The organism is Streptomyces sp. LN549 (assembly GCF_043203805.1).
Lineage (GTDB): Bacteria > Actinomycetota > Actinomycetes > Streptomycetales > Streptomycetaceae > Streptomyces.
On record NZ_JAZHRI010000002.1, the window covers coordinates 4,113,054 to 4,136,172 of the forward strand.

At 71.9% G+C, this 23,119-nt stretch carries 20 protein-coding genes and 1 pseudogene; 3 read left to right on the forward strand and 18 right to left on the reverse strand.

Features of this window, described 5'->3' with window-relative positions:
- Nucleotides 1–14: 14 nt before the first annotated feature.
- Nucleotides 15–1,298: an adenylosuccinate synthase gene (locus SH922_RS18490; protein WP_328894882.1), complete on the reverse strand. Its 1,284-nt coding sequence runs from the start codon at nucleotides 1,296–1,298 to the stop codon at nucleotides 15–17.
- A gap of 186 nt (nucleotides 1,299–1,484) precedes the next feature.
- Here SH922_RS18490 and SH922_RS18495 point away from each other — a divergent pair, with 186 nt between their 5' ends.
- Nucleotides 1,485–2,342 carry a diacylglycerol kinase gene (locus SH922_RS18495; protein ID WP_393059048.1) on the forward strand — a complete coding sequence of 286 codons (858 nt, stop codon included), beginning with the start codon at nucleotides 1,485–1,487 and terminating at the stop codon, nucleotides 2,340–2,342.
- A gap of 83 nt (nucleotides 2,343–2,425) precedes the next feature.
- On the opposite strand, the gene SH922_RS18500 is transcribed toward SH922_RS18495, so the two are convergent.
- Complete coding sequence (locus SH922_RS18500; RefSeq protein ID WP_393059049.1) at nucleotides 2,426–2,983, reverse strand: GbsR/MarR family transcriptional regulator; 558 nt, start codon at nucleotides 2,981–2,983, stop codon at nucleotides 2,426–2,428.
- A gap of 133 nt (nucleotides 2,984–3,116) precedes the next feature.
- Here SH922_RS18500 and SH922_RS18505 point away from each other — a divergent pair, with 133 nt between their 5' ends.
- Nucleotides 3,117–4,043 (forward strand): ATP-binding cassette domain-containing protein, encoded by a 927-nt coding sequence (locus SH922_RS18505; protein WP_393059050.1) that lies wholly within the window; start codon nucleotides 3,117–3,119, stop codon nucleotides 4,041–4,043.
- Complete coding sequence (locus SH922_RS18510) at nucleotides 4,040–5,671, forward strand: ABC transporter permease (protein WP_393059051.1); 1,632 nt, start codon at nucleotides 4,040–4,042, stop codon at nucleotides 5,669–5,671. The genes SH922_RS18505 and SH922_RS18510 overlap by 4 nt, the downstream gene beginning before the upstream one ends.
- 91 nt (nucleotides 5,672–5,762) lie before the next feature.
- Here the strand turns inward: SH922_RS18510 and SH922_RS18515 are convergent, their stop codons facing one another.
- The 16 genes and pseudogenes from SH922_RS18515 to SH922_RS18590 form a co-directional block, all read right to left on the reverse strand.
- A complete protein-coding gene (locus tag SH922_RS18515) occupies nucleotides 5,763–6,998 on the reverse strand; it encodes a cytochrome P450 (RefSeq protein ID WP_393059052.1) in 1,236 nt (411 codons plus the stop codon).
- A gap of 217 nt (nucleotides 6,999–7,215) precedes the next feature.
- Entirely contained in the window at nucleotides 7,216–7,893 is a 678-nt protein-coding gene (locus SH922_RS18520) for a response regulator (RefSeq protein WP_393059053.1), read from the reverse strand.
- On the reverse strand, nucleotides 7,890–9,203 hold the full coding sequence (locus SH922_RS18525) for a sensor histidine kinase (RefSeq protein WP_393059054.1): 1,314 nt from the start codon (nucleotides 9,201–9,203) through the stop codon (nucleotides 7,890–7,892). The genes SH922_RS18520 and SH922_RS18525 overlap by 4 nt, the downstream gene beginning before the upstream one ends.
- A gap of 107 nt (nucleotides 9,204–9,310) precedes the next feature.
- Nucleotides 9,311–10,186, reverse strand: coding sequence for an alpha/beta hydrolase family protein (locus SH922_RS18530; protein WP_393063611.1), 876 nt, complete (start codon nucleotides 10,184–10,186; stop codon nucleotides 9,311–9,313).
- Between the two features lie 168 nt (nucleotides 10,187–10,354).
- Nucleotides 10,355–10,939: pseudogene (locus SH922_RS18535) on the reverse strand (SUKH-4 family immunity protein); the annotation flags it as partial.
- Between the two features lie 125 nt (nucleotides 10,940–11,064).
- Nucleotides 11,065–12,261, reverse strand: a complete 1,197-nt coding sequence (gene kynU, locus SH922_RS18540; RefSeq protein WP_393059055.1) for a kynureninase — start codon at nucleotides 12,259–12,261, stop codon at nucleotides 11,065–11,067.
- Nucleotides 12,254–13,102, reverse strand: a complete 849-nt coding sequence (locus SH922_RS18545) for a tryptophan 2,3-dioxygenase family protein (protein WP_393059056.1) — start codon at nucleotides 13,100–13,102, stop codon at nucleotides 12,254–12,256. The genes kynU and SH922_RS18545 overlap by 8 nt, the downstream gene beginning before the upstream one ends.
- Before the next feature lie 165 nt (nucleotides 13,103–13,267).
- Nucleotides 13,268–13,681: a DUF3151 domain-containing protein gene (locus SH922_RS18550; protein ID WP_350994768.1), complete on the reverse strand. Its 414-nt coding sequence runs from the start codon at nucleotides 13,679–13,681 to the stop codon at nucleotides 13,268–13,270.
- A 65-nt stretch (nucleotides 13,682–13,746) separates the two neighbouring features.
- Nucleotides 13,747–15,261 (reverse strand): MFS transporter, encoded by a 1,515-nt coding sequence (locus SH922_RS18555; protein WP_393059057.1) that lies wholly within the window; start codon nucleotides 15,259–15,261, stop codon nucleotides 13,747–13,749.
- Between the two features lie 179 nt (nucleotides 15,262–15,440).
- Nucleotides 15,441–16,607, reverse strand: a complete 1,167-nt coding sequence (locus tag SH922_RS18560) for a MalY/PatB family protein (RefSeq protein WP_393059058.1) — start codon at nucleotides 16,605–16,607, stop codon at nucleotides 15,441–15,443.
- Nucleotides 16,608–16,700: 93 nt separating this feature from the next.
- Complete coding sequence (gene fbaA, locus SH922_RS18565) at nucleotides 16,701–17,732, reverse strand: class II fructose-bisphosphate aldolase (RefSeq protein ID WP_393059059.1); 1,032 nt, start codon at nucleotides 17,730–17,732, stop codon at nucleotides 16,701–16,703.
- 201 nt (nucleotides 17,733–17,933) lie between these two features.
- Nucleotides 17,934–18,473, reverse strand: coding sequence for an orotate phosphoribosyltransferase (gene pyrE / locus SH922_RS18570; protein ID WP_393059060.1), 540 nt, complete (start codon nucleotides 18,471–18,473; stop codon nucleotides 17,934–17,936).
- 59 nt (nucleotides 18,474–18,532) lie between these two features.
- Nucleotides 18,533–19,330, reverse strand: a complete 798-nt coding sequence (locus SH922_RS18575; protein ID WP_393059061.1) for an aldose 1-epimerase — start codon at nucleotides 19,328–19,330, stop codon at nucleotides 18,533–18,535.
- Nucleotides 19,331–19,351: 21 nt separating this feature from the next.
- Nucleotides 19,352–20,296, reverse strand: coding sequence for an SRPBCC domain-containing protein (locus SH922_RS18580; RefSeq protein ID WP_393059062.1), 945 nt, complete (start codon nucleotides 20,294–20,296; stop codon nucleotides 19,352–19,354).
- A gap of 81 nt (nucleotides 20,297–20,377) precedes the next feature.
- Nucleotides 20,378–21,976 carry a polyamine aminopropyltransferase gene (locus tag SH922_RS18585; RefSeq protein WP_393059063.1) on the reverse strand — a complete coding sequence of 533 codons (1,599 nt, stop codon included), beginning with the start codon at nucleotides 21,974–21,976 and terminating at the stop codon, nucleotides 20,378–20,380.
- An 84-nt stretch (nucleotides 21,977–22,060) separates the two neighbouring features.
- Complete coding sequence (locus tag SH922_RS18590; RefSeq protein ID WP_393059064.1) at nucleotides 22,061–22,585, reverse strand: DUF2617 family protein; 525 nt, start codon at nucleotides 22,583–22,585, stop codon at nucleotides 22,061–22,063.
- Between the last annotated feature and the right edge of the window lie 534 nt (nucleotides 22,586–23,119).

Below are 23,119 nucleotides of genomic sequence, written 5' to 3' on the forward strand. Positions count from 1 at the left end.
CCGCTCCTGTGGACCTACAGGAACGAGTTGATCTCGATGGTCTCGGTCCGGCCGGGGCCGACACCGATCGCGGAGATCGGGGCGCCGGACATGTCCTCCAGCGCCTTCACGTACGCCTGGGCGTTCTTCGGCAGGTCGCCGAAGGTCTTCGCCTTGGTGATGTCCTCGGACCAGCCCGGCAGCATCTCGTAGATCGGCTTCGCGTGGTGGAAGTCGGTCTGGTTGTACGGGAGCTCCTCGACGCGCTTGCCGTCGATCTCGTACGCCACACACACCGGGATCTGCTCCCAGCCGGTCAGGACGTCGAGCTTGGTGAGGAAGAAGTCGGTCAGGCCGTTGACCCGGGTCGCGTACCGCGCGATCGGGGCGTCGAACCAGCCGCAGCGGCGGTCACGGCCGGTGGTGACACCGCGCTCGCCACCGATCCTGCGCAGCGCCTCGCCGTCCTCGTCGAGCAGCTCCGTGGGGAACGGACCGGCGCCGACGCGGGTGGTGTACGCCTTGAGGATGCCGATGACCCGGCTGATCTTCGTCGGACCCACGCCGGAACCGGTGCAGGCGCCGCCCGCGGTCGGGTTCGACGAGGTGACGAAGGGGTACGTGCCGTGGTCGACGTCGAGCAGCGTGCCCTGACCGCCCTCGAAGAGGACGACCTTGCCCTCGTCGATGGCGTTGTTCAGGATCAGCGTCGTGTCGGCGACGTAGGGCCTGATCTGCTCCGCGTACTGGAGCATGTCCTCGACGACCTTGCCGGCCTCGATGGCGCGCCGGTTGAAGACCTTGGCCAGAAGCTGGTTCTTCTGCTCCAGGGCCGCCTCGACCTTCTGCTCCAGGATCGACTCGTCGTAGAGGTCCTGGACGCGGATGCCGACCCGGTTGATCTTGTCCGCGTACGTCGGGCCGATACCGCGGCCGGTCGTACCGATCTTGCGCTTGCCGAGGAACCGTTCCGTCACCTTGTCGACCGTGACGTTGTACGGGGTGATCAAATGAGCGTTACCGCTGATCAGCAGCTTGGACGTGTCCACGCCGCGGTCGTTCAGCCCACTCAGCTCGGAGAGCAGGACCGCAGGGTCGACGACGACACCGTTACCGATGACCGGGGTACACCCCGGTGAAAGGATTCCGGAGGGGAGGAGATGAAGTGCGTACTTCTGGTCACCGACGACCACCGTGTGGCCGGCATTGTTGCCGCCTTGGTAGCGCACCACATAGTCCACGGATCCACCGAGGAGGTCGGTGGCCTTTCCCTTGCCCTCGTCACCCCACTGAGCACCGAGCAGCACAAGTGCGGGCACAGGCGTACACCCCTTCCGGGCGGGGCATGTCCAAGGTCAGGGGGCGTACGTAAACGCCGTACATGCCGCACGACGTTGTACGACAAGGCCTGAACCGTCGAACCGGGTGCCCCGGAATAGACGAAGCCCCTGGCGCAATAGCGCAAGGGGCTCTTGCACCAAGATGCTACCCGAGGAAGGACCGAGGTGTCGGCTGCCCAGCCCCCCGGTAACGGTGCGCCCCATCTGCTGGTGGTGATCGATCCGGTCGCCCGCCGGACGGACGGCGAGTCCGTCCGGATCGCAAAGGACGTGTTGAGCGCCGGTTCGCACGCCAAGATCTGTCTCCCCGACGGGCCCGAGGAGTTCGCCCGGGCCCTGTCCCGCCGGGGTACCCGAAGGCCCGTGGTGATAGGCGACGACCGGGCGCTGCGGCGTGCGGTGGCCCTGCTCCACCGGGAGCGAGAACCAGCCATGAGCGCCCTGTCGCTCATCCCGGTGGGGGCCGCGGCGGCGCTGGAACTCGCGCATTCGCTCGGCGTGCCGAAGGGCGCGGTGGCGGCGGCGCGCACGGCGCTGGACGGGGCGGTGCGCCGGCTGGATCTGCTGGTCGACGACAGCGACGGCGTCGTCCTGGGCGCGCTGCGCATCCCGCCCCTCAGCGGCGCCCCGGGCACGCAGTCGGACCGTACGGGCGTCACCGCTGTCTGGGACACCTGCCGCTCCCTGGTCCGCACCCTGGTACGCCCCGCGCCCCCGGAGTCGTCTGCCGCGCCGGTCACGCACCGGCTGCGCGTCGAGGCGGACGGTGTCGTGCTGAACGATCTGGACCGCCCGGTCGAATCGGTGACGGTGACCTCGGGCTGCGGCGACGGCGGCCTCGCCGAGGTGACGATCCACGCGCCGGACGGCGACCCGGTGACCACGGAGGCCAAGGCCGTCACGGTCTCCGGCGCGGACTTCCGCTACCGGGCGGACATACAGGTCGGCGGTCCGGTGCGGACCCGGACGTGGACGGTGCGGGCGGGCGCCTGGGGGCTGATGCTGCCGGTGGCGGAGGGGTAGCACGGACCGGGGCCGGGGGCGGGCGGAGGCCGCGAGCCCCCGTCCGCCGGCCATCGGGTCTCCCGCTCTCGGGCCTCCCGCTCTCAGCTCTCCCGCGAGCCCTCGGCCGCCGGCAGGTCGAGGGTTTTCCGGTGGGCCTCCCAGCGGTCCATCATGGCGCCCAGCTCCGACTGCATGAACTCGAAGAACGCCGCCGTCTCGGCGATCCGGGCACCCGCCGGCGTGTGCTCCCCCAGCGTGCGCGCCCCATCCCTGAGGGTCTGCTCCCAGCGGGTGAGCACCCGGTCGCGGCTGGCGAAGGTGGTGTACCAGATCTCGTTGTGCAGGCGGTAGCGGTCACGGCGCGAGCCCGGGTCGCGCTCGCGGCCGACCATGCTGACCTGGGTGAGGTAGTTGATCGCGCCGGACACGGCGGCGGGGCTGATCTGCAGGGCCAGGGCGAGCTCGGCCGAGGTCATGGAGGCGTCGTCGTCGGCGAGGAGCGCGGCGAAGACGCGGGATGCCATCCGCTGCATTCCCGCTTCGGTCATCTCGGACGCGAACCTCTCGACGAACCGCGCGACCGCTTCCGCGTCCCTCTCCTCGCGCCCCTCGACCGCACCCCGCGGTTCGCGTGCACCTTCTGCGGATTCGCTGCTCATCGACCCCTCGTCCTCACTGCGTCCCCGGCCTCTGTCACAGTCCCCGGCCACAGTGCCCGGCCTCTGTCACACCTTTGAGTTTATACGCTTCCTTAACTTCACAAGTTTGTGAAAGTAGCGTACGTTCAGAATCATGACGAAGGCAATCACCGTGGCCGGACTGCACAAGTCGTTCGGCCGGACGCATGCACTGGACGGGCTCGACCTGGCCGTCGAGTCCGGTGAGGTCCACGGCTTCCTCGGGCCGAACGGATCGGGGAAGTCCACCACCATCCGAGTCCTGCTGGGCCTGCTGCGGGCCGATTCCGGCGCCGCCCAGCTCCTCGGCCGCGCCCCCTGGCGCGATGCGGTGGAGCTGCACCGGCGCGTGGCGTACGTCCCGGGGGACGTCACCCTGTGGCGCAACCTCTCCGGCGGTGAGGTGATCGATCTGTACGGGCGGCTGCGCGGCGGTCTCGACGACGCCCGGCGCGCCGACCTCGTCGACCGGTTCGAGCTCGACCCGACCAAGAAGGGGCGGACGTACTCGAAGGGCAACCGCCAGAAGGTGGCCCTGGTCGCCGCGTTCGCCTCCGATGTGGACCTGCTGATCCTGGACGAGCCGACCAGCGGGCTCGACCCGCTGATGGAGGAGGTCTTCCAGAGCTGCGTCGCCGAGGAGCGCGACCGCGGGCGGACGGTCCTGCTCTCCAGCCACATCCTCAGCGAGGTCGAGTCGCTCTGCGACCGGGTCAGCATCATCCGGCAGGGCCGGACGGTGGAGACCGGATCGCTGTCCGGTATGCGCCACCTGACGCGCACGAACATCACCGCCGAGCTGGTGGACTCCCCCGACGGCCTGGCTCAACTGCCGGGGGTGCACGACCTCGACGTCCGGGGGCGTCAGGTCTCGCTCCAGGTCGACACGGACAAGCTGGACGCCGTCCTCAAGTCGCTCTCCGCGTCCGGGGTCCTGTCCCTGACCAGCGCGCCGCCCACGCTGGAGGAGCTCTTCCTGCGGCACTACACGACGGACGTGGAGCAGGACACGCAGCAGGGCGCGGAGGTGGCGGCGCGATGACTGCCGTGACCATGACCGCGACGGCCCGCACCGGGCGCCGGGCCGGGACCGGGCAGCTCGCGGGGACCTGGACCCTGCTGAGGCTCGCCCTGCGGCGCGACCGGGTCATCATGCCGGTCTGGGTGATCGTGCTCGGCGGGTCGTTCTCCTCCGTGGGCCAGTCCATCTCATCGCTCTACGGGACGGCCGCGCAGCGGGCCGAGCTGGCCGCGTCGATGAACGGCAACAGTTCGGTGCGCGCGATGTACGGGCCGGTGTTCGACGACTCCGTCGGCGGGCTCGTCAGCTGGCGCATGATCGCCTTCGGCGCCGCGCTGGCCGCGGTGATGAGCCTGGTCGTCGTCGTGCGCCACACCCGGGAGGAGGAGGAGACCGGCCGTCAGGAGTTGCTCTCCTCCGCCATGGTGGGACGCCGGGCCCCGCTCACCGCGGCGCTGCTCGCCGCACTGATCGCCAACGCCGCACTCGCCCTGATGATCGTGGCGGGGATGGCCGGGTCGGGAGCGGGCGGAGCCGGGGCTGTGGCGCTCGCGCTGTCCGTCGCCGGGGTCGGAACGCTGTTCGCCTGCACCGCCGCGATCGCCGCACAGTTCACCGAGAGCGCACGGCTCGCGAAGGGGCTGACGGCTGCGGTGATCGGCGCCGCGTTCGTCCTGAAGGCGGCGGGCGACTCCGCGACGGACGACGGCTCGTCCGTCTTCACCTGGCTCTCCCCCCTCGGCTGGGCGGAAAACGTCCGGCCGTACGCGGACGAACGGTGGTGGGTGCTCCTCGTGATCGCCGGCGCCGTGGCCGTGCAATGCACCGTGGCGTACGTGCTGACCGGGCGCCGCGATGTCGGCATGAGCTTCCTGGCGACGCGGCCGGGGCCCGCCAGGGGCCGGATCTCCACCGCCCTCGGCCTCGCGGTGCGTCTCCAGCGCGGTGCGCTCCTGGGGTGGACGCTGTCGTTCGCCGTGGTCGGCGTCGTCTTCGGCGGGCTGACCGGCGGCGCGGCCGATCTCGTCGGGGACAACGAGAAGACCAAGGAGATCTTCGAGCGGATGGGCGGACAGTCCGGTCTGACCGACGCGTTCCTCGCCTCGATGGTCTCCGTGCTCGGCACGGTGGCGGCGCTGTACATCGCCTCCTCGGTACTGCGGCTGCACGGCGAGGAGACCGCCGGGCACGCGGAACCGGTGCTCGCGGGCGGGGTCGGCCGGATCGGCTGGGCGGCCGGCCATCTGCTCATGGCCTTCGGTGGCGCGGCTCTGATCATGGCGGTCGGCGGCCTCGGTCTTGCGGTGGGTTACGGACACGAACTCCCCGCCGTGCTCGGTGCCTCGCTGGTGCAGCTGCCCGCCGTCTGGCTGCTGGGCGGGGTGACGGTCCTGCTGTACGGGGCGCTGCCGAAGGCCGCAGCTGCGGGCTGGGGCCTGGTCGGGCTCTGCCTGGCGCTGGGCTGGATAGGCCCCGCCCTGGATCTGCCGCAGCCGGTCATGGACGTATCGCCGTTCACACACCTGCCGAAGCTTCCGGGGGCGGCTGGCATGGAGTGGGGGCCGGTGGTGCTGCTCACCGCGGTCGCGGGGGCGCTGGTGGCCGGCGGCCTGGCGGCGCTGCGGCGGCGCGACATGCTGAGCGGCTGAGGCGCCGGACGAGGGAAGGCGCCGGACGGGGGAAGGGGTTCGGGGGACGGGGAGGGGACGGCGGCCGCAAGCCGCCCCCTCCCCCTCCTCGTCAGAGCTCGACGCGCAGTTCCTTCACACCCCTGATCACATAGCCCGGGTTCCACTCAGGTTCCGCCACCAGCCGCATGCCAGGCGCCTTGCGCAGCAACTCACCGAAGGAAGCGGCCAGTTCCACCCGGGCCAGCGGCGCCCCGAGGCAGAAGTGGATGCCCGCACCGAAGGTGATGTGCGGGTTCTCCTGCCGGGAGAGGTCCAGCGTGTCCGGGTCGGTGAAGCGGGCCGGGTCGCGGTTGGCCGAACCGAAGAGCAGGGCCACCTCCGAGCCGCGCGGAATGACCGTGCCGTCGATCTCGATGTCGTCGAGCACCCAGCGCTCGAACATCTGCAACGGGGTGTCGTACCGCATCAGCTCCTCCACCGCGGTGGGAAGCAGCCCATGGTCCGCCCGCAGCGCGGCCAGCTGTTCCGGGTGGCGCAGCAGCGTCCACCAGCCGTTCACGGTGGTGTTGACGGTCGCCTCGTGTCCCGCGTTCAGCAGCAGCACGCACGTGGAGACCATCTCCTGCTCGGTCAGCCGCTCGCCCTCGTCATGGGCGGCGATGAGCGCGGAGATCAGATCCGTACCCGGGTTCCCTCGCCGTTCGGCGATCAGCTCGCGCAGATATGCGGAGAAGTCGAGGGAGGCGCGGACGGCGGCGCGGGCCGTCTCCTCGGACGGGTTGAGCTCGAACATTCCGCAGATCGCCGCCGACCAGGGCCGCAGCGGCGCACGGTCGGACTCCGGGATGCCGAGCATCTCGGCGATCACGGCGACCGGCAGCGGCTCCGCGACCGCCGTCAGCAGATCGCCGCCGCCCTGCGCGACGAAGTCGTCGACGAGTCCGGTCGCCAGTCGCCGGACGGCCGGGAGGAGCTGTTCGACGGTGCGCGGGGTGAATGCCTTGGAGACGAGCCGGCGGATCCTCGTGTGGTCCGGCGGCTCCAGGTCCAGCAGCCCCTGCCCGTTGAGCGTCTCGAACGGCTCGTGCGCGGCGGGAGGCGGTGTCCGGCCGAACTCCTCGTGCGTGAACCGGTGCAGATAGGTCCGCCCCAGCCGCCGGTCGCGCAGGAGTGCCGACACATCGGCGTAGTGCGGGACGAGCCACTGGCCGGTCGGCTCGAACCAGTGCGCCCGGCCGGTGGCGCGCAGTTCGGCATAGGCGGGGTACGGGTCGGCGACGAACGCCGCCGACCAGGGATCGAACGGGGCGTCGGGGCCGGAGTCGGGGCGCGTGGGCTGGTCCATGGACCGACGCTAACCGGCCACCCGCGCCCGGGCCAGCCCTGCCCCGGTCCGCGGCCCGCCTCGCAACGCGGCCCGCCTCACGACGCACGGCCCCGCCTCACAACGGCCCGGCCCGCCTCACGACGCACGGCCCCGCCGCACAACGGCCCGGCCCGCCTCACGACGCACGGCCCCGGCTCACGACGGCGTGACCAGCCTCACGACGCACGGCCCCGGCTCACGACGGCGTGACCAGCCGGGCCTCGTAGGCGAAGACGGCCGCCTGGGTGCGGTCGCGCAGGCCCAGCTTCACCAGGATGCGGCTCACATGGGTCTTGATGGTGGACTCGGCGACCACCAGATGTGAGGCGATCTCGGCGTTCGACAGCCCCTGGGCGATCAGGACGAGCACCTCGGTCTCGCGCTCCGTGAGATCACCGATCTGGGCGAGAGCCGGGGGCCGCGGGGCCGCCGCGAGCTTGGAGAACTCGGTGATCAGGCGTCGGGTGACCGTGGGGGCCAGAAGTGCCTCTCCGGAGGCCACCACCCTCACACCGTCCGCGAGTTGCCGGGCCGAGGCGTCCTTGAGGAGGAAGCCGGACGCACCGGCGCGCAGAGCCTGGTAGACGTACTCGTCGAGGTCGAAGGTGGTGAGAACCAGCACCTTCGCGTCCGCGTCGGCGGCGACGATCTCACGGGTCGCCTCGATGCCGTTGAGCTCCGGCATCCGGATGTCCATCAGCACCACGTCGGGCCGGAGCGCCGCGACCTGGGAGACGGCCTGGCGCCCGTTGACCGCCTCGCCGACGACCTCGATGCCCGGCATCGCGTTGAGGAGGACCGAGAAGCCCTCGCGGACCATCATCTGGTCGTCGACGATCAGCACCCGGATCGGTGCGGCGGCGGGAGCCGTCATGACTGCTCCTTGGAGGCGCCGGAGGGCGCGTCGGACGGCGCGGCCTGCACGGGGATGAAGGCGGTGACCTCGTAACCGCCGTCCGTGGTCGTCTCGGCCGTCATCTCACCGTTCAGCATCGCCACCCTCTCCCGCATGCCCGTGATCCCGTGCCCGGCGCCCGGCGAAGGCTTCACCGGACCGGTCGGCGGACCGTTGACGACGCGCAGCCCGAGCCCGCCCAGCACATAGCCGATCTCGACCTTGGCGGTCGCGCCCGGTGCGTGCCGCAGGCTGTTGCTGAGGGCTTCCTGGATGATCCGGTACGCCGACAGCTCGACGCCCTGCGGCAGTTCGCGCACCGCACCGGTCACCGTCTTCTCCGTCGGCAGCCCGGCCTCACCGACATTGGCGAGGAGCCCGTCCAGCTCGGCCAGGGTGGGCTGCGGGGCGTCCGGCGCCTCGTAGTCCTCGGCCCGTACGACGCCGAGCACCCGGCGCAGTTCGGTGAGGGCCGCGACGGCGTTCTCCCGGATCGTGACGAAGGCCTGTTCCAGCTCGGGCGGCGGGTTCTCCACCCGGTACGGGGCGGCCTCGGCCTGGATCGCGACGACCGACATGTGGTGGGCGACCACGTCGTGCAGTTCGCGGGCGATGGTGGTGCGCTCCTCCAGCAGCGTGCGCCGGTCGCGCTCGACGGCGGTGACGGTGCGCTGCACGGTGACCTCGCGCTCCGCCTCCCGGCGGACCTGCACCACGGTGACCAGGAGCAGTGCGAACGCGGAGGCCACCGCCATGGCCGCGGTGGACGGCGCCGAAGCCCAGCCGCCGGCGTTCTCCAGGAGCGTGCCGACCAGCACGGTCAGGCCCCACATCCAGGTGGCGGTGCGCGGCCGGGTCCTCGCGGCGACGACGACCAGCACCACCAGGTGCGCGAAGAAGGTGCTCGGCGCCCACGGCCCGTCGATGCCTCCGGCGACCATGCTCACCGGGATGAGCGCCATCGACATCCAGAACGCCCCGACCGGCCGGACCAGCGTCATTGCGATGCACGCGGCGGGCAGCAGCCCCGACACGAGGACTCCGGCGTTGCCGGTGATGGAGAACCCCATCATGAAGGCGAACAGCGCGGCCGCCAGGACCACCGCGTGCGGAGTCCACTGGGCGCGCGCCCGCAGCCGCTCCGGCAGCCTCCGGGTCAGCGCACCGTCGGTCCGCATCGGCGGCAGCGGGCGGTAGGCGAACGCGTCATGGATGAGGTCCTGCCGCAGGCCGACTATCGCCCCTGCGGCCACCCGGAGCTCGGGGCTTCTGGTCTTGGTCTCGGTCACGTTTCCACGGTAGGGGGCGCGGCGCCCGGGGTCGTCAGCAGTGATACGGATCCTGAACCGTCCGTCGCAAGTACTACCCGGGTCCGTCGCGGCGCCACGGCGCAGGCCTACCAGGCCAGCTGGGCGATCTCCTCGGCGACCACCGCGCACGCGTCGGCCGCCGGATCGATCAGCGGGAAGTGCCCGACGTCCGGCAGCAGCGTCAGCCCCACCGTCTCGCCCTCCTTCGCCGCCGCGTCGACGAACGCCTCCGAGACGGCCTGCGGCACGGTGAGGTCGGTGCTGCCCTGCACCACCACGGTCGCGATGCCGGTGGGCAGCAGCAGGGCCGGGTCGGCGTGCGCGCTCCGCTCGGCGAAGTCCTCCTCCCGCCCCAGGAACTGCCCGATGGCACCGGAACACACGTCGAGCCCGATCGCGGAGGTGAAGTCCGCGATCGGGGCGAGCGCGACCACACCGCGCAGTGCGGGCGGGCGCGGCAGCCGCCACGGCGAGCCCTCCGGCAGGACGTGCCGGGCGGCGGCCCACAGGGCCAGCTGCCCGCCCGCGGAGTGTCCGGTGACGACGATCCGCCGGGCGTCCGCCGCGGGCAGTTCCCGCGCCAGCAGGTCCGGCAGTGCGTCCATCGCGGCCGCGACGTCGTCGAAGGTCTCCGGCCAGCGGCCCGCGACGGGGCCGGAGCCCCGCTGCTGCGGGAGCTCGCTGCCGCGCCGGTACTCGACGCTGGCGACGGCGAAGCCGCGCCGGGCCAGGAAGTCCGCGAACGGCGACACGTGGAGCCGGTCGTACGGAGCCCGCCACGCACCGCCGTGCAGGACGACCACGACGGGGGCGCCGGCGCGCCCGTCGCGCGGGGCGTAGAAGTCGATCACCTGGTCCGGGTGGCTGCCGTAGGCGGCACAGACATCGGGGGCGACCACCGGATGCGAGAACGCCGACTCGGTCTCGGCTGCGTCCTGATCACGCGCGGCAGAATCCGACATGCTGCTCCAACCGTCCCTGTGACATGCCCAACTGGCTTGACCTGCGGGGACGGTATCAGTACGGAGCCCTTCTCCTCCCCGGCGGCGGTCGGTCCGCCCTCGGACCCGGCCGGGCCGGGAGTAGTACGTGCTGTACAGCCCGTCCCGGAGGTCGCCGAAGAAGTGGATCCAGAGGCTCTCCCTGGAGTCCTCGTCGGAGAAGGCCACCGGGTCGACGCGTGCGAACTCGTCCTGGATCCCGCCGGCGAAGCGGGCGAGCTCGGCGTACGGCGCGCTCTGATCGCCGCCGGTCCACTCGCGGTCCACCTTCAGCACCCGCCGGTGCAGCAGTTCCAGCAGGTGCCGGAGCGAGGAGAGGTCCGAGTGGACCAGGCGCAGGTCCCCGTCGAAGAGTTCCATCTCGTCGGGGATGGCGTGCACCGTGCCGTCACCGAGGTGGAGGAAGAGGTACCAGCCCTGGACCGCTCCGAAGAGCAGCAGGACGCCGGAATCCTCCTCGATCATCTCCACCTCGTCACCGAGGTCCACGACGGGGCGTCCCCCCTCGACCGCGCAGCCGTCCGCGGCGAGGGCCGGGGCCATCCAGAAAGGGCGCTGCGGAAAGCCGATGCCGCACAGTGCGCGCAGATCCTCCGGGCGGCTCACCACATCGGCGAGGACCGTGTGCGAGGCCCGTACGTAGCGGGAGCGGTCGCTCCCGTCCTCGCCGTCGCCGCCGATATCGAAGAGCATCTGGTGCGACCCCCTGGCCATCGGCTGTCGTTGCACCCGTTCTGATGCCCTCACGGCGGCCCAGGACCCGTCCGGCTGATGCCCTCACGGCGGCCCGGGACCCGTCCGGCGACCGGGGCGAGCCGGTCGCCGGACGGACCGGCAGCCTACGCGGCCGTACCGGTCAACACGTCCGCGAGCACGCGCGCCGCACGTTCCGCGTCGGCGAACCCCACGTACAGCGGTGTGAAGCCGAACCGCAGCACGTCCGGCCGCCGCAGGTCCCCGACGACACCGCGCGCGATGAGCGCGCCCATCACGGGCTCGGCGTCCTCGCACCGCAGCGCGACCTGGCTGCCGCGTTCCGCGTGGGCGGCCGGGGTGACCGAGGTGACCCGGCCCTCGGGGGCGTACGCGTCGACGCACTCCAGGAAGAAGTCCGTCAGCGCCAGGGACTTGGCCCGTACCGCCTCGATCCCGACGCCGTCCCAGACGTCGAGGGACGCCTCCAGGGCCAGCATGGACAGGATGTCGGGGGTCCCGACCCGGCCCCGTACTGCACCGTCCGCGGGGGCGTAGCCGGGCGTCATCGCGAACGGGTCGGCATGCGACGTCCACCCCGGCAGGGGCGAGTCGAAGGCCGCTTGGTGGCGCTCGGCGACGTACAGGTAAGCGGGCGAACCGGGGCCGCCGTTGAGGTACTTGTACGTGCAGCCGACCGCCAGGTCCACCCCGTGGGCGTCCAGTCCGACGGGCAGCGCACCCGCGCTGTGGCACAGGTCCCAGACGGCGATCGCGCCTGCGGCGTGCACCGCGCCGGTGAGGCCGGGCAGGTCGTGGAGCCGGCCGGAGCGGTAGTCGACGTGGTTGAGCAGCACGGCGGCGGTACGCGGTCCGAGCGCGCCCGGCACGTCGGCGGGGGCGACCGGGACGATCCGGTGGCCGGTCATCCGGGCCGCGGAGGTGGCGATGTACCCGTCGGTGGGGAACGTGGAGGCGTCGACCAGGATCTCGTCGCGGCCCTCGGGCGCCAGCCGGCTCGCGGCGACGACGGCCTTGAAGACGTTCACACTCGTCGAGTCGCCGACGACGATCTGTCCCGCCGCCGCCCCGACGATCGGGGCGATGCGGTCGCCGATCCGCTCCGGCGCGGTCCACCAGCCGCTCTCGTCCCAGGACCGGATGCGCAGCTCGCCCCACTCGCGGGTGAGGACCTCCTGCAACCGGGCCGGCACATGGCGGGGCAGCGCGCCCAGGGAGTTCCCGTCCAGATAGACGGTGTCGTCGAGGGTGAACAGGTCGCGCAGCGGAGCCAGTTCGTCGGCGGTGTCGAGCGCCTGTGCGCGCTCGTAGAGGTCAGACATGGCTGCGGGCCGTCCAGAGCTCGGGGAACACGTTCTTCGTGGCGCGCTTCTCCAGCCAGGCGACGCCGGCCGAGCCGCCGGTGCCGGTCTTGGAACCCATGGCCCGCCGGGTGGCGACGAGGTGGTCGTTGCGCCATCGCCACACCAGCTCGCCGACGTCGGTGAGTGCCTCGCCGAGACGGACCAGCTCGTCGTGCTGATCGGGGTTGGCGTATATCTCCGCCCAGACGGCCTCGACCTCGGGCGACGGCTCGTACTTCCGGGTGAGGTCGCGGCCGAGCACGGCCTCGGGGACGGCGTGGCCGCGCCGGGCGAGCAGGGCGAGCGTCTCGTCGTACAGACCCGGCTCGCCGAGCGCCTTCTCCAGCTCTGCGTGGACGCGGGGCGCACCCCGGTGCGGCACGAGCATGGATGCGGACTTGTCGCCGAGCAGGAACTCCATACGCCGGTACATCGCCGACTGGAAACCGGAGCCCTCGCCGAGCGCGGACCGGTAGGAGTTGAACTGGGCGGGGGTGAGCTGGGCGAGCGGCGTCCAGGAGGCGTTCAGCGCCTCCAGCTCCCGCACGGACCGCTTCAGCGCGTCGCGCGCGACGCTCAGCCGGTCCTGGCGCAGGGCGTGCGCTGCGGTCTCCCACTCATGGACGATGACGGTGAACCACAGCTCCATGACCTGGGTGGTGACCAGGAAGACCATCTCGCCGGGGTCGTCCGAGCGGAGGTGCTGGAGGTGGGTCAGGACATCCGCCTGGACATAGTCCTCGTACGGAGTCGTTCCCGCGAAGTCGAGGTGCGGGGTCTGCGCACCGGTGGCTTCGGGGTCGGGGTGAATCGTCGACATTGCTGTCTCCTCGACACGAGCTTCCGGGTAGCGGTCCGCCCCCACCGTGAGGTGGTGGAGCTCCGGTCCCCTGCCCGCATCCTAAGCGGAGATCCGGACACCCCGACAGCGCACGGGCCCCGCGGACGGCGATCGTCCACGGGGCCCGGTGGGTGGGCGCGGCGGCTAGCCGAGCGTCTGGGCGGCGGTCGGCGAGGAGTCGCGGAGGAACGTCGAGCAGCGCTCGTACTCCTCCTGCTCACCGATCGACTGAGCGGCGCGCGCGAGGGCGTGCAGGGCACGCAGGAAGCCGCGGTTCGGCTCGTGCTCGAACGGTACGGGGCCGTGTCCCTTCCAGCCGGCCCGGCGCAGGGCGTCCAGGCCGCGGTGGTAGCCGGTGCGGGCGTAGGCGTACGACTCGATGACCCGGCCGCCCTCGAACGCCTCGTCGGCGAGCTGTGCCCAGGCCAGCGAGGAGGTCGGGTACTTCGCCGCGACATCGGCGGGCGCGGTGCCGGCGGCCAGCATCTCGCGCGGCTCCGGGTCGTCGGGCAGGTGGGTCGGGGCAGGGCCCCCGAGCAGGTTCTCGTGGATCGACATGGGTTCAAGTGTGCCTGGCACCGGGGCCACCCGGGCACTCGGAGCGCACAATGGCCGCGAAGGTGCTAGCGATACCGTCCGGTTTCCGGTGCGGGTTCCAGTGGGGGGCTCGTGACGCCGCAGTTCACCGTGCACTCCGGCTGCGCGGTCTCCTTCACAGCGGCAGGCGGCGTACGGACGGTCGCCCAGGCGATGAGGGCGCCGAGCACCAGCAGCCCGGCGCACATCGGCATGGCCCGCCGGAAGGTCTCGGCGAACTCCCCGGCGTCCCGGTAGGCCTCCGGCCCCATTCCGGCGAGGAGGGGCAGGGCGGCCACCGCGATCAGCCCGGCGGCGCGGGCCGCAGCGTTGTTGATCCCGCTGGCGAGGCCGGCCCGGGTGGTGTCCACGGAGGCCAGGACCGTCGCGGTGAGGGGTGCGACGAGGGTGACGAGGCCGACGCCGAGGACGGCGACGGCAGGGAGTACGTCGGTCAGGTATCCGGTCACGGAGTCGGACCCCGGTCCCACGCGCAGCATCAGCAGCATTCCGGCTGCGGCGATCAGCGGACCGGCGGTGAGCGGGATGCGGGGGCCGATGCGCCGGCCCAGTTCGCCGGACCAGGCCGAGAACAGCAGCATCAGGACGGTGGTCGGCAGCAGGGCGGTGCCCGCGCCGAGCGCGGAGTACCCCGCCACGACCTGGAGCTGGATGGCGGAGAGGAAGAAAAAGCCGCCGAGCGCCGCGTACACGCAGAGGGTGACGATGTTGACGGCGGTGAACTGCCGGGACGCGAACACCGACGGCGGCAGCATGGGGTCCGGCCGCCGCCGCTCGACCTGGACGAACGCGGTGCCGAGCAGCACCCCACCCACCGCCGCACCGATCACCGCCGGGGACGCGCCGCGCGCCGGCGCCTCGATCAGCGCGTACGTCACCAGCGCGAGCGCGAGGGCACCGAGAGCCGCCCCCAGGACGTCGAAGCGGCCGTGCTGGTGCGGGTCCCGGGACTCCGGTACGTGGCGCAGGGCGACGGGCACACAGATCGCGGCGAGCGGCAGGTTGAGCAGGAACACCCATCGCCAGCCGGGCCCGTCGACGAGCCACCCGCCGACGAACGGTCCGACGGCGGCGCCGACCCCGCCGAGCCCCGACCACAGCCCGACCGCGCGGGCCCGGTCGTCCGGGTGGAAGCTCGCCTGGATCAGCGCCAGCGAGCCGGGGGTGAGCAGGGCGCCGCCGACACCCTGGAGGGCACGGGCCGCGATGAGCACGTCGGCGTCGGGCGCGATCCCGCAGAGCAGCGAGGCGGCGGCGAACCACACCACGCCGATCACGAAGACCCGCCGCCGTCCGTAGCGGTCGCCGAGCGCTCCCCCGAGGAGGATCAGCCCGGCGAGGGTCAGCATGTAGGCGTTGACGGTCCACTGGAGGGCGGCCAGGCCGGTGCCGAGGTCCTCGCCGATGCGGGGCAGGGCGACGTTGATGACGGTGGAGTCGAGCATGGCCATGCTCGACCCGAGCACGGTCGTGAGGACGACCCAGCGGCCGGTGGGGGAGGCGACACGAATGCCGGTGGGGTCTGCTGCTTGCTCCGCCATGGCCTCAGCATTGACGCCGAGGGACCGAAGGGCCACCCGGCACGTTCAAGGCTGCGGCCGGCGAGACCAAGCCTCTCCGGCGTTTGAGGAGCGGGGGTCCGGGGACAGCGCCCCCGGACCCCGGGGCAGCGCCCCCGAAACGGCCCGCGCGCCCGCGCCGCCCACCCCTCGCACCGCCGCTACGCGCCGACCCGCACCGCCTCCACCCCCCGGATCAGCGCCTCCACCCCGGCCTCCACCTTGCTCCGTGCACACCCCACGTTCAGCCGTACGAAGCCTTCCGCCCCGTACACGCTCCCCGGCATCACAGCGACCCGCTCCCGCTCGACCAGCACGCGCTGAAGCGCCTCGTCGTCCTCGACGCCCGCCCGTCGCAGGTCGATCCAGGCCAGGTACCCGGCCTGCGGCGGCTCCCACCCCAGACCGGGGAACGCGGCGTTCAGCCGCTCCGCGACCAGCGCCAGGTTCCCGGCGACATACGCGCGCACGGCGTCCAGCCACGCGGCGCCGTCCCGGTACGCGGCGATGTGGGCGGTCAGCGAGAGCACCGCCGGTGAGGCGAGGCCCTCCGCGGTCTCCATCCGGCGCAGGAACTCCGTCCGGTCCTCCGCGCGGCCGATGAGCCCGTACGAACCGGTCAGTGCCGGGAAGTTGAACGCCTTCGAGGCCGAGGTGATGAGCGCCCAGCGCCCGTCACCCCCCACCCGCGTCCACGGCACGTGCGGGCGCCCGGCGTGAACGAAGTCCGCGTGGATCTCGTCGCTGATCACAGCGACCCCGTGCCGTGCCGCGAGGGAGGCCATCTCCGCGAGCTCCGCCTCCGTCCACACCCGCCCCGACGGGTTGTGCGGCGAACAGACCACGAGGACCTTGCTGTCCTCCCGCGCGAGCTCCCGCTCCAGCGCGGCCGTGTCCCCGAGACCCACGCCCCGCAGTTCACGGCCGAGCCCGGTGATCGCCTTGCGGAAGCCGTCGTACGTCGGGGTGTGGACGACCACGCCGTCCCCCTCGGCCGTCCACATCTGGAGCAGTTGCGACAGCTGACTGAGCACGGACGGCCCGTACACCAGCCGGCCGGTGTCGATCGTGGTGCCGTACCGGGTCGCGTACCAGTGGGCGATCGCCGAGCGGAAGTCTTCCTGCCACCAGTCCGTGTAGCCGAACACGCCGTGGTCGAGCCGGTCCCGCAGCGCGGCCAGCACCTCGGGAGCCGTCTCGAAGTCCATGTCCGAGATGGTGAAAGGCAGCAGTCCGTCCACACCGAACCGGTCCGCGACCCCGTCCCACTGGACGCACCAGGTGCCGCGGCGGTCGATCACGGTGTCGAAGTCGTAGGACGCGCTCACAGGTGTTCCCTCACATCGTTCCTGCCGGGTGCGGACATGCCATGGGCCCGGCATCCCAAGGGATACCGGGCCCATGCAGACATCTGTACGGAACTACTTCAGCTTGGTGCCGGTGGACCGCAGGTTGGCGCAGGCCTCCGTGACGCGCTTGGCCATGCCGCCCTCGGCGGACTTGCCCCAGCTGCGCGGGTCGTAGACCTTCTTGTTGCCGACCTCGCCGTCGACCTTCAGCACACCGTCGTAGTTGCGGAACACGTGGTCCACGATCGGGCGGGTGAAGGCGTACTGGGTGTCGGTGTCGAGGTTCATCTTCACGACGCCGTTCTCCAGCGCGGTGGCGATCTCCTCGGCGGTGGAGCCGGAGCCGCCGTGGAAGACGAAGTCGAACGGCTGGCTGCCGGCCGGCTTGCCGTACTTGGAGGCGACGCCCTCCTGGAGGTCCTTGAGGAGCTCGGGGCGGAGCACGACGTTGCCCGGCTTGTAGACGCCGTGCACGTTGCCGAAGGACGCGGCCAGCAGGTAGCGGCCCTTCTCGCCCAGACCGAGCGCCTCGGCGGTGCGCAGCGCGTCGTCGACGGTCGTGTAGAGCTCGTCGTTGATCTCGTGGGTGACGCCGTCCTCCTCGCCACCGGTCGGGGTGATCTCGACCTCGAGGATGATCTTGGCGGCGGCGGCCTTGGCCAGCAGCTCCTGGCCGATGGCCAGGTTGTCGGCCAGCGTCTCGGCCGAGCCGTCCCACATGTGGGACTGGAACAGCGGGTTCAGACCCTTGGCGACACGCTCCGCGGAAACCTCGATCAGCGGACGGACGTACGTGTCCAGCTTGTCCTTGGGGCAGTGGTCGGTGTGGAGCGCGACCGTGATGTCGTACTTGGCGGCGACGATGTGCGCGAACTCGGCGAGGGCAACGGCGCCCGTGACCATGTCCTTGTTGTACTGGCCGCCCAGGAATTCCGCCCCACCGGTGGAGATCTGGACGATGCCGTCGCTCTCGGCCTCGGCGAAACCGCGCAGCGCAGCGTGCAGGGTCTGCGTCGACGTCACATTGATGGCCGGGTAGGCGAACTTGCCTGCCTTCGCCCGGTCGAGCATCTCGGCGTAGACCTCGGGGGTTGCGATGGGCATCTGTCCGCTCCTTGGGATGTGCGGGTGTGCGTTGCTGGTTCCCTGACCTGGGGGCGACGTCATCGTCGCCCCCATCTTCCCAGACTCTCGTCCCGGCTCCACCCGGTGTACTCCCCCAGCGTTCCCGGGCTCCCGCTGCAGAGATACGACAAGGGGGGCCGGTTTCACGTGAAACCGGCCCCCCTTGAGGGAAACCACAGGTCAGGACAGGTCGAGGTCCGGGACCGAGAAGACGTGAACGTACGGAAGGCCCGCCTCGGCGATGGCCGGAGCCGCACCCCGCTCCACGATCACGGCGACGGCGACGACCTCACCGCCCGCCTCACGCACCGCCTCGACGGCGGTCAGCGGCGAACCGCCGGTCGTCGAGGTGTCCTCGACGACCAGGCAGCGACGGCCCTTGACGTCCGTGCCCTCGATCCGGCGCTGCATGCCGTGGGCCTTCTGTGCCTTGCGCACCACGAACGCGTCCAGTTCCTGCCCGCGGGCGGCGGAGGCGTGCAGCATCGAGGTGGCGACCGGGTCGGCACCCAGCGTCAGCCCGCCCACGCAGTCGTAGTCCAGCTCCGCGGTGGCATCGAGCATGACCTGACCGACCATCGGAGCGGCCTTGCCGTCCAGCGTGATGCGGCGCAGATCGATGTACCAGTCGGCCTCGAGACCGGAGGAGAGCGTCACCTTGCCGTGAACCACGGCCTTGTCCTTGATCTGCTGCAACAGCTCAGCACGTACGTCAGTCATGGCTACGAGGATAAGCCGCCCGGTAGCGCCCCGTACTCATAGCCTGCGGCGCCCCGCTCTCACAGCCCGCGCCAGCTCCAGGTCGTCGCGATCTCCAGGGGCTCGATCGGGGTGACATAGCGGGGCGTGGTGTTCAGTCCGTTCGGCGGGCCCGACTGCGGCTCCACACAGACCGCCTCGTCCTGCTCGTCGTAGACCACGACCCACTCGGTCCGGCTCTTCACGGTGAGCTCCAGCTGCTCCGGCCAGGTGAGGGTCACATCGACGCCGTCGGGCATGCCGAAGCAGTCGTCCCACGGTCCGGCCAGGGGAGGGATCCGGCGGCCGGTCGGCAGGTGGTTCTCGCCCCGCTCCTCCTGCCATGCGGCATCGAAGTCGATCCGGACGTCCTCGCCGCTGCCGAGGTTGCGCCGGAACCACGGATGCCAGCCGGCCTGAGCCGGGAAGGAGTCCCCGTACGTCTCGACACCGAACGCCAACGTCAGCGAGGACTCGGTCAGTTCGAAGGTCTGCGTCACCCGCCCCGGGTACGGCCAGGGGTCGGTCAGGTCGTAGTAGAACGCGGCTTCCGTCCCGCTCGCCCGCGCGGTGCGCCAGGCCGTGTCACGGCCCGTGCCGTGGATGGCGTGCGGCGGAGCGGTCAGCGGCAGCTGATGCAGCACGCCGCCGTTGTGGAACTGGCCGTTCTCGGTCCGCCCGCACCACGGCACCATCGGGAAGCAGCCGTACCGCTCCCCCTGCCGCAGCAGTTCGGTACCGCCGATCCGCAGGCTGCTGATACGGCAGCCGTTGGCGGGGTTCACGGTCAACTCTGCGTCGCCGACGGACAGCCGGACGTCCTTCTCGCTGCTGCTCACACGACGACCCTACTGGCGCGGCTACCTCCGGCGCCGCAGTGCCCGGCCCACCACCACGGCGGAGGCGAGGGCGAGCGCGGCCGCAGGGGCCACCCAGCGGAGCGTGGCGCCCGCACCGGTCGAATCGGGTGACGGCACGGGGGCGTACCGGCCGCGCGGCGGAGCGTGGTCGACCTCCTCCGCGCTGCGGCCGATCATGGTGCGCCGGGCATGTGCCGCCTCGGCCGGCGGCCCGTCCGGGACGGTGAACTCGATCCCGGCCACCGGATCCAGCGACGACGGCGGCACCGGGGTGTCGAAGACGGAGGCCTGGTCCGACGACTGCTCCCCCGCCGACGCCTCGTCCTCCTCGTGCCGGGGCGCGGCCTCATCGGCACCCGGGATGTCCGCCTCCTCGGCCGCCTCCTCGATGGCCTGTTCCACCGCTTCCCCGACGGCCTGCTCATCGGCGGCGACGGCGGCTTCGGCGGGCTCGCCCACGTCCTGCACCGCACCGCCCGCCCCCGCATCCCCGGCGAGGGACTCCGTCACCAGCTGCTGCGCGAACCGGTCCAGCAGACGGTGGGCCGACGACAGCGCGGCCGCCGGGTCCAGCTCCAGCAGGCGGCCGTCGCCGCTCACCGTGCCCTCGAAGGCGATCGCCGTGCCGCCGTCGCGTTCGGTGAGGCGGACGGTCAGGGCCAGCTTCGCCGAACCGCTGCCCCGCGCCTCCGTCCCTTCGCCCGCCACGGAGAGGCCGTGCGCAGCAGTCCCCTGCGGGGGTTCCGGCAGCGGAGTGAGCCGCAGCGCTCCCCGGTAGGTGATGGTGTGGCCGCCGACCCGGACCTTGAGCCGGCCTGTCAGCGGGCCCGCGGACGTGTCGGCGTCCTGTTGAAGCCCCGGCACACAGCGCGCGACCCGGGCAGGATCGCCCAGCGTCCGCCGAAGGGCCGGGACCGGAACCGGAACGAACACCTCATGCTCCATGGAAACCGAGCCTACTCAGCCCCGGCCACCTCGTCAGCGCTTCGGCGCCCCCGGAGAGCCGCTGCCACAGGCCCGGCACGCTCACCGCTCCTCCCAGTACCGCGGGTGCACGAGCGTCGAGGGTGCCTGGCCCCGCAGCCGCCCGGACTCCGCCCGCCGGCCCGCGTCCCGCAGCGCCGAGCCCGTCAGGGACCGCAGCCGCGGCGCCCCGGAGTCCAGGCCGAGGGCCGGCGCCGCGGCGGGGCCCGCCAGCACGAACCCCCAGCCGTGCGCCTGTGCCGTCCGGTCCGTCGCCCGGTCGGGGCCGGCCGCGAATCCGGCGTACCGCCCACTGATCCGGTAGGGGCGGGTGTGCAGCCCCGCCGCCCGCATCGACGCCTCGACCGTCCAGTACGTCCGGGGCCGGCTCACCGCCGGCCCCGCGTGCACCACCAGCCGGCCGCCCGGCGCGAGGGCCTGGGCGACCAGTCCGTAGAACTCCGCCGAGTAGAGCTTCGTACTGGCCGAGATCCCCGGATCCGGCAGGTCCGCGATCACCACGTCGAAGCGGTCCTGCGTCATCCGCAGCCAGCTGAACGCGTCCCCCGTCACGGCCGTCAGCCGTGGGTCGCGGTAGGCGTGCGCGTTCAGCGCGCAGAGCACGCGGTCCGTACGGGCCAACCGGGTGACGGCAGGGTCCAGCTCCACCACGGTCGCGCTCCGTACGTCCGGGTAGCGCAGCACCTCGCGGGCCGCCAGACCGTCGCCGCCGCCCAGGATCAGCACCCGGGCGTGCGACCCGTTCATCGCCGGGTGCACCAGCGCCTCGTGGTAGCGGTACTCGTCGCGGGAGCTGACCCGCAGTCGCCCGTCCAGATAGAGGTCGAGGGAGCCCCGGTCCTCGCCGGTCAGCACGACCTCCTGGACCTCGGTCTGCACCGCGACGCGGACCTGGTCCCCGTACACCGCCCGCCGCGCCGCCCGCTCGAAGTCGTCGGCCAGCACCGCGGCCGAGGCGAGCACCGCGATCACCGTCACGTTGGCGGCGATCAGCAGCCACCGGGAACGGGCCGTGAGATCCCGCCGGAACACCCACAGGACCAGCGCACCGCCCGCCGCCGCGTTGACCGCCCCGGTGAACAGCGCACCCGTGAGCTGCCCGAGCATCGGCAGCAGCAGGAACGGGAACGCCAGCCCCCCGACCAGCGCGCCCACGTAGTCGGCGGCGAAGAGGTCGGCCACGGCCCCGCCCGCGTCCTGCCGGTCCACCCGCTGGATCAGCGTCATCAGCAGCGGGATCTCCGCACCGATCAGGATCCCGATCGCCAGCGAGAACCCGACCAGCGCGTACCGCGACTCCCCGATCCACGCGAACGACGCGTAGAGCACCAGCGCGGAGAAGCCGCCGACCAGGGCGAGGGCCGCCTCGATCAGCCCGAAGCCGACCGCGGCGTGGCTGCGTAAACGTTTCGCGAGGAGCGAGCCGATGCCCATGGCGAACACCATCACGGACAGCACGACGGACGCCTGGGTGACCGAGTCACCGATCAGGTAGGAGGCGAGTGCGACCAGTTCGAGCTCGTACACCAGTCCACAGGCGGCGCAGATGAAGACAGTGGCCAGCACGAGGTATCTGCCGGTCCTCGGTCGCACGGGAAGCCGCGCCGCGGCCCCTCGCAACGGCACCTCCTGGTCGATCATGCCGCGAACGCTACGTCACTGAAACGTCGCCGCTTGTCACCCACAAGGGTGTAATCGGCGCACTCCCAACGGAGTTGGCGCCGGTCACAGCGCCGCCGCTGCCGGCAACCGCACGCCCACCCGGGTCCGCGTCACCACCAGCCGGCCCTCCTGCGGGTACGCGTGCCAGGTGCGCCACCGCACCTGGTCCTCGGTCCGCTGGGCGAGCATGGCGGTGAAGGCGTGCGGGCTCCCCGGGAACGTCCCGGCCAGTCCGTGGGGATGATCGGCGACGAGCGCCAGCAGCTCCTGCGCGCGACCCGCGAAGGATCCCGCGCCGAGGGTCTCGACCCGCGCCGCGAACTCGTACTCCCAGTCCCCCAGCCGCTTGGAGACACCTAAGGGCAGTGGGGTGCTGCTGCCGGGGATACAGGCGACGGTTTCGGAACAGCTGCCGCGCTCTTCCTCCAGAAGCACCTGGTGAGAGGCGCCGAGCAGGCGCAACTGCAGTTGTGCGCCGCCGAGCTGGAGGTCGAGGACGGCCAGCGCCGGGAGCGGTTCGCGCCCCAGCGCCCAGGCCAGATCGGCGGCACAGGTGTCGGAATAGGCCGTATGAAGGGTCGTGAGCATGGGTCGGCTCCGCAAACACACATGGACACGTGGACATGGGGCGCCCCGACGTGGTGCACGTGGGAGGTGGGAAGCGCCCGATCAGGTCCAACTGGGGTCCGAGGGCTGGATGTTCTCTCAACCGAGGGAATCACGAACTACGCCACACTCGCAGCGTTTTTGCCCAACTTGGCGTGGTTTCCATCCCCGCGGGGGCCTGCCGGTTCAGGTGTTCACCGGGGACGCGCCGCGCAGCCCGAGAAAAAGATGCCCGGCGGGACTCAGGGAGCTTCCCCCGAGCCCCGCCGGGCACCGGCCGGCCGTCCTGCCCGGCCGCGGACCAGCTGCCCCGTGTCAGCTGCCTCCGCCGCATCCACCCCCGCCGCCGCACGACGAACCTCCGCCGCACGACGAACCCCCGCCGCACGAGGAACCTCCGCCGCACGAGTGGCCACCGGAGTGTCCACCGGAGTCGCCGCCCCCGGCCCACGCGCTGCCGCCGGCGTCACCGCCACCCGCACCGCCCGCCCTGCGCCGCCTGGGCGGCCGCCCGCG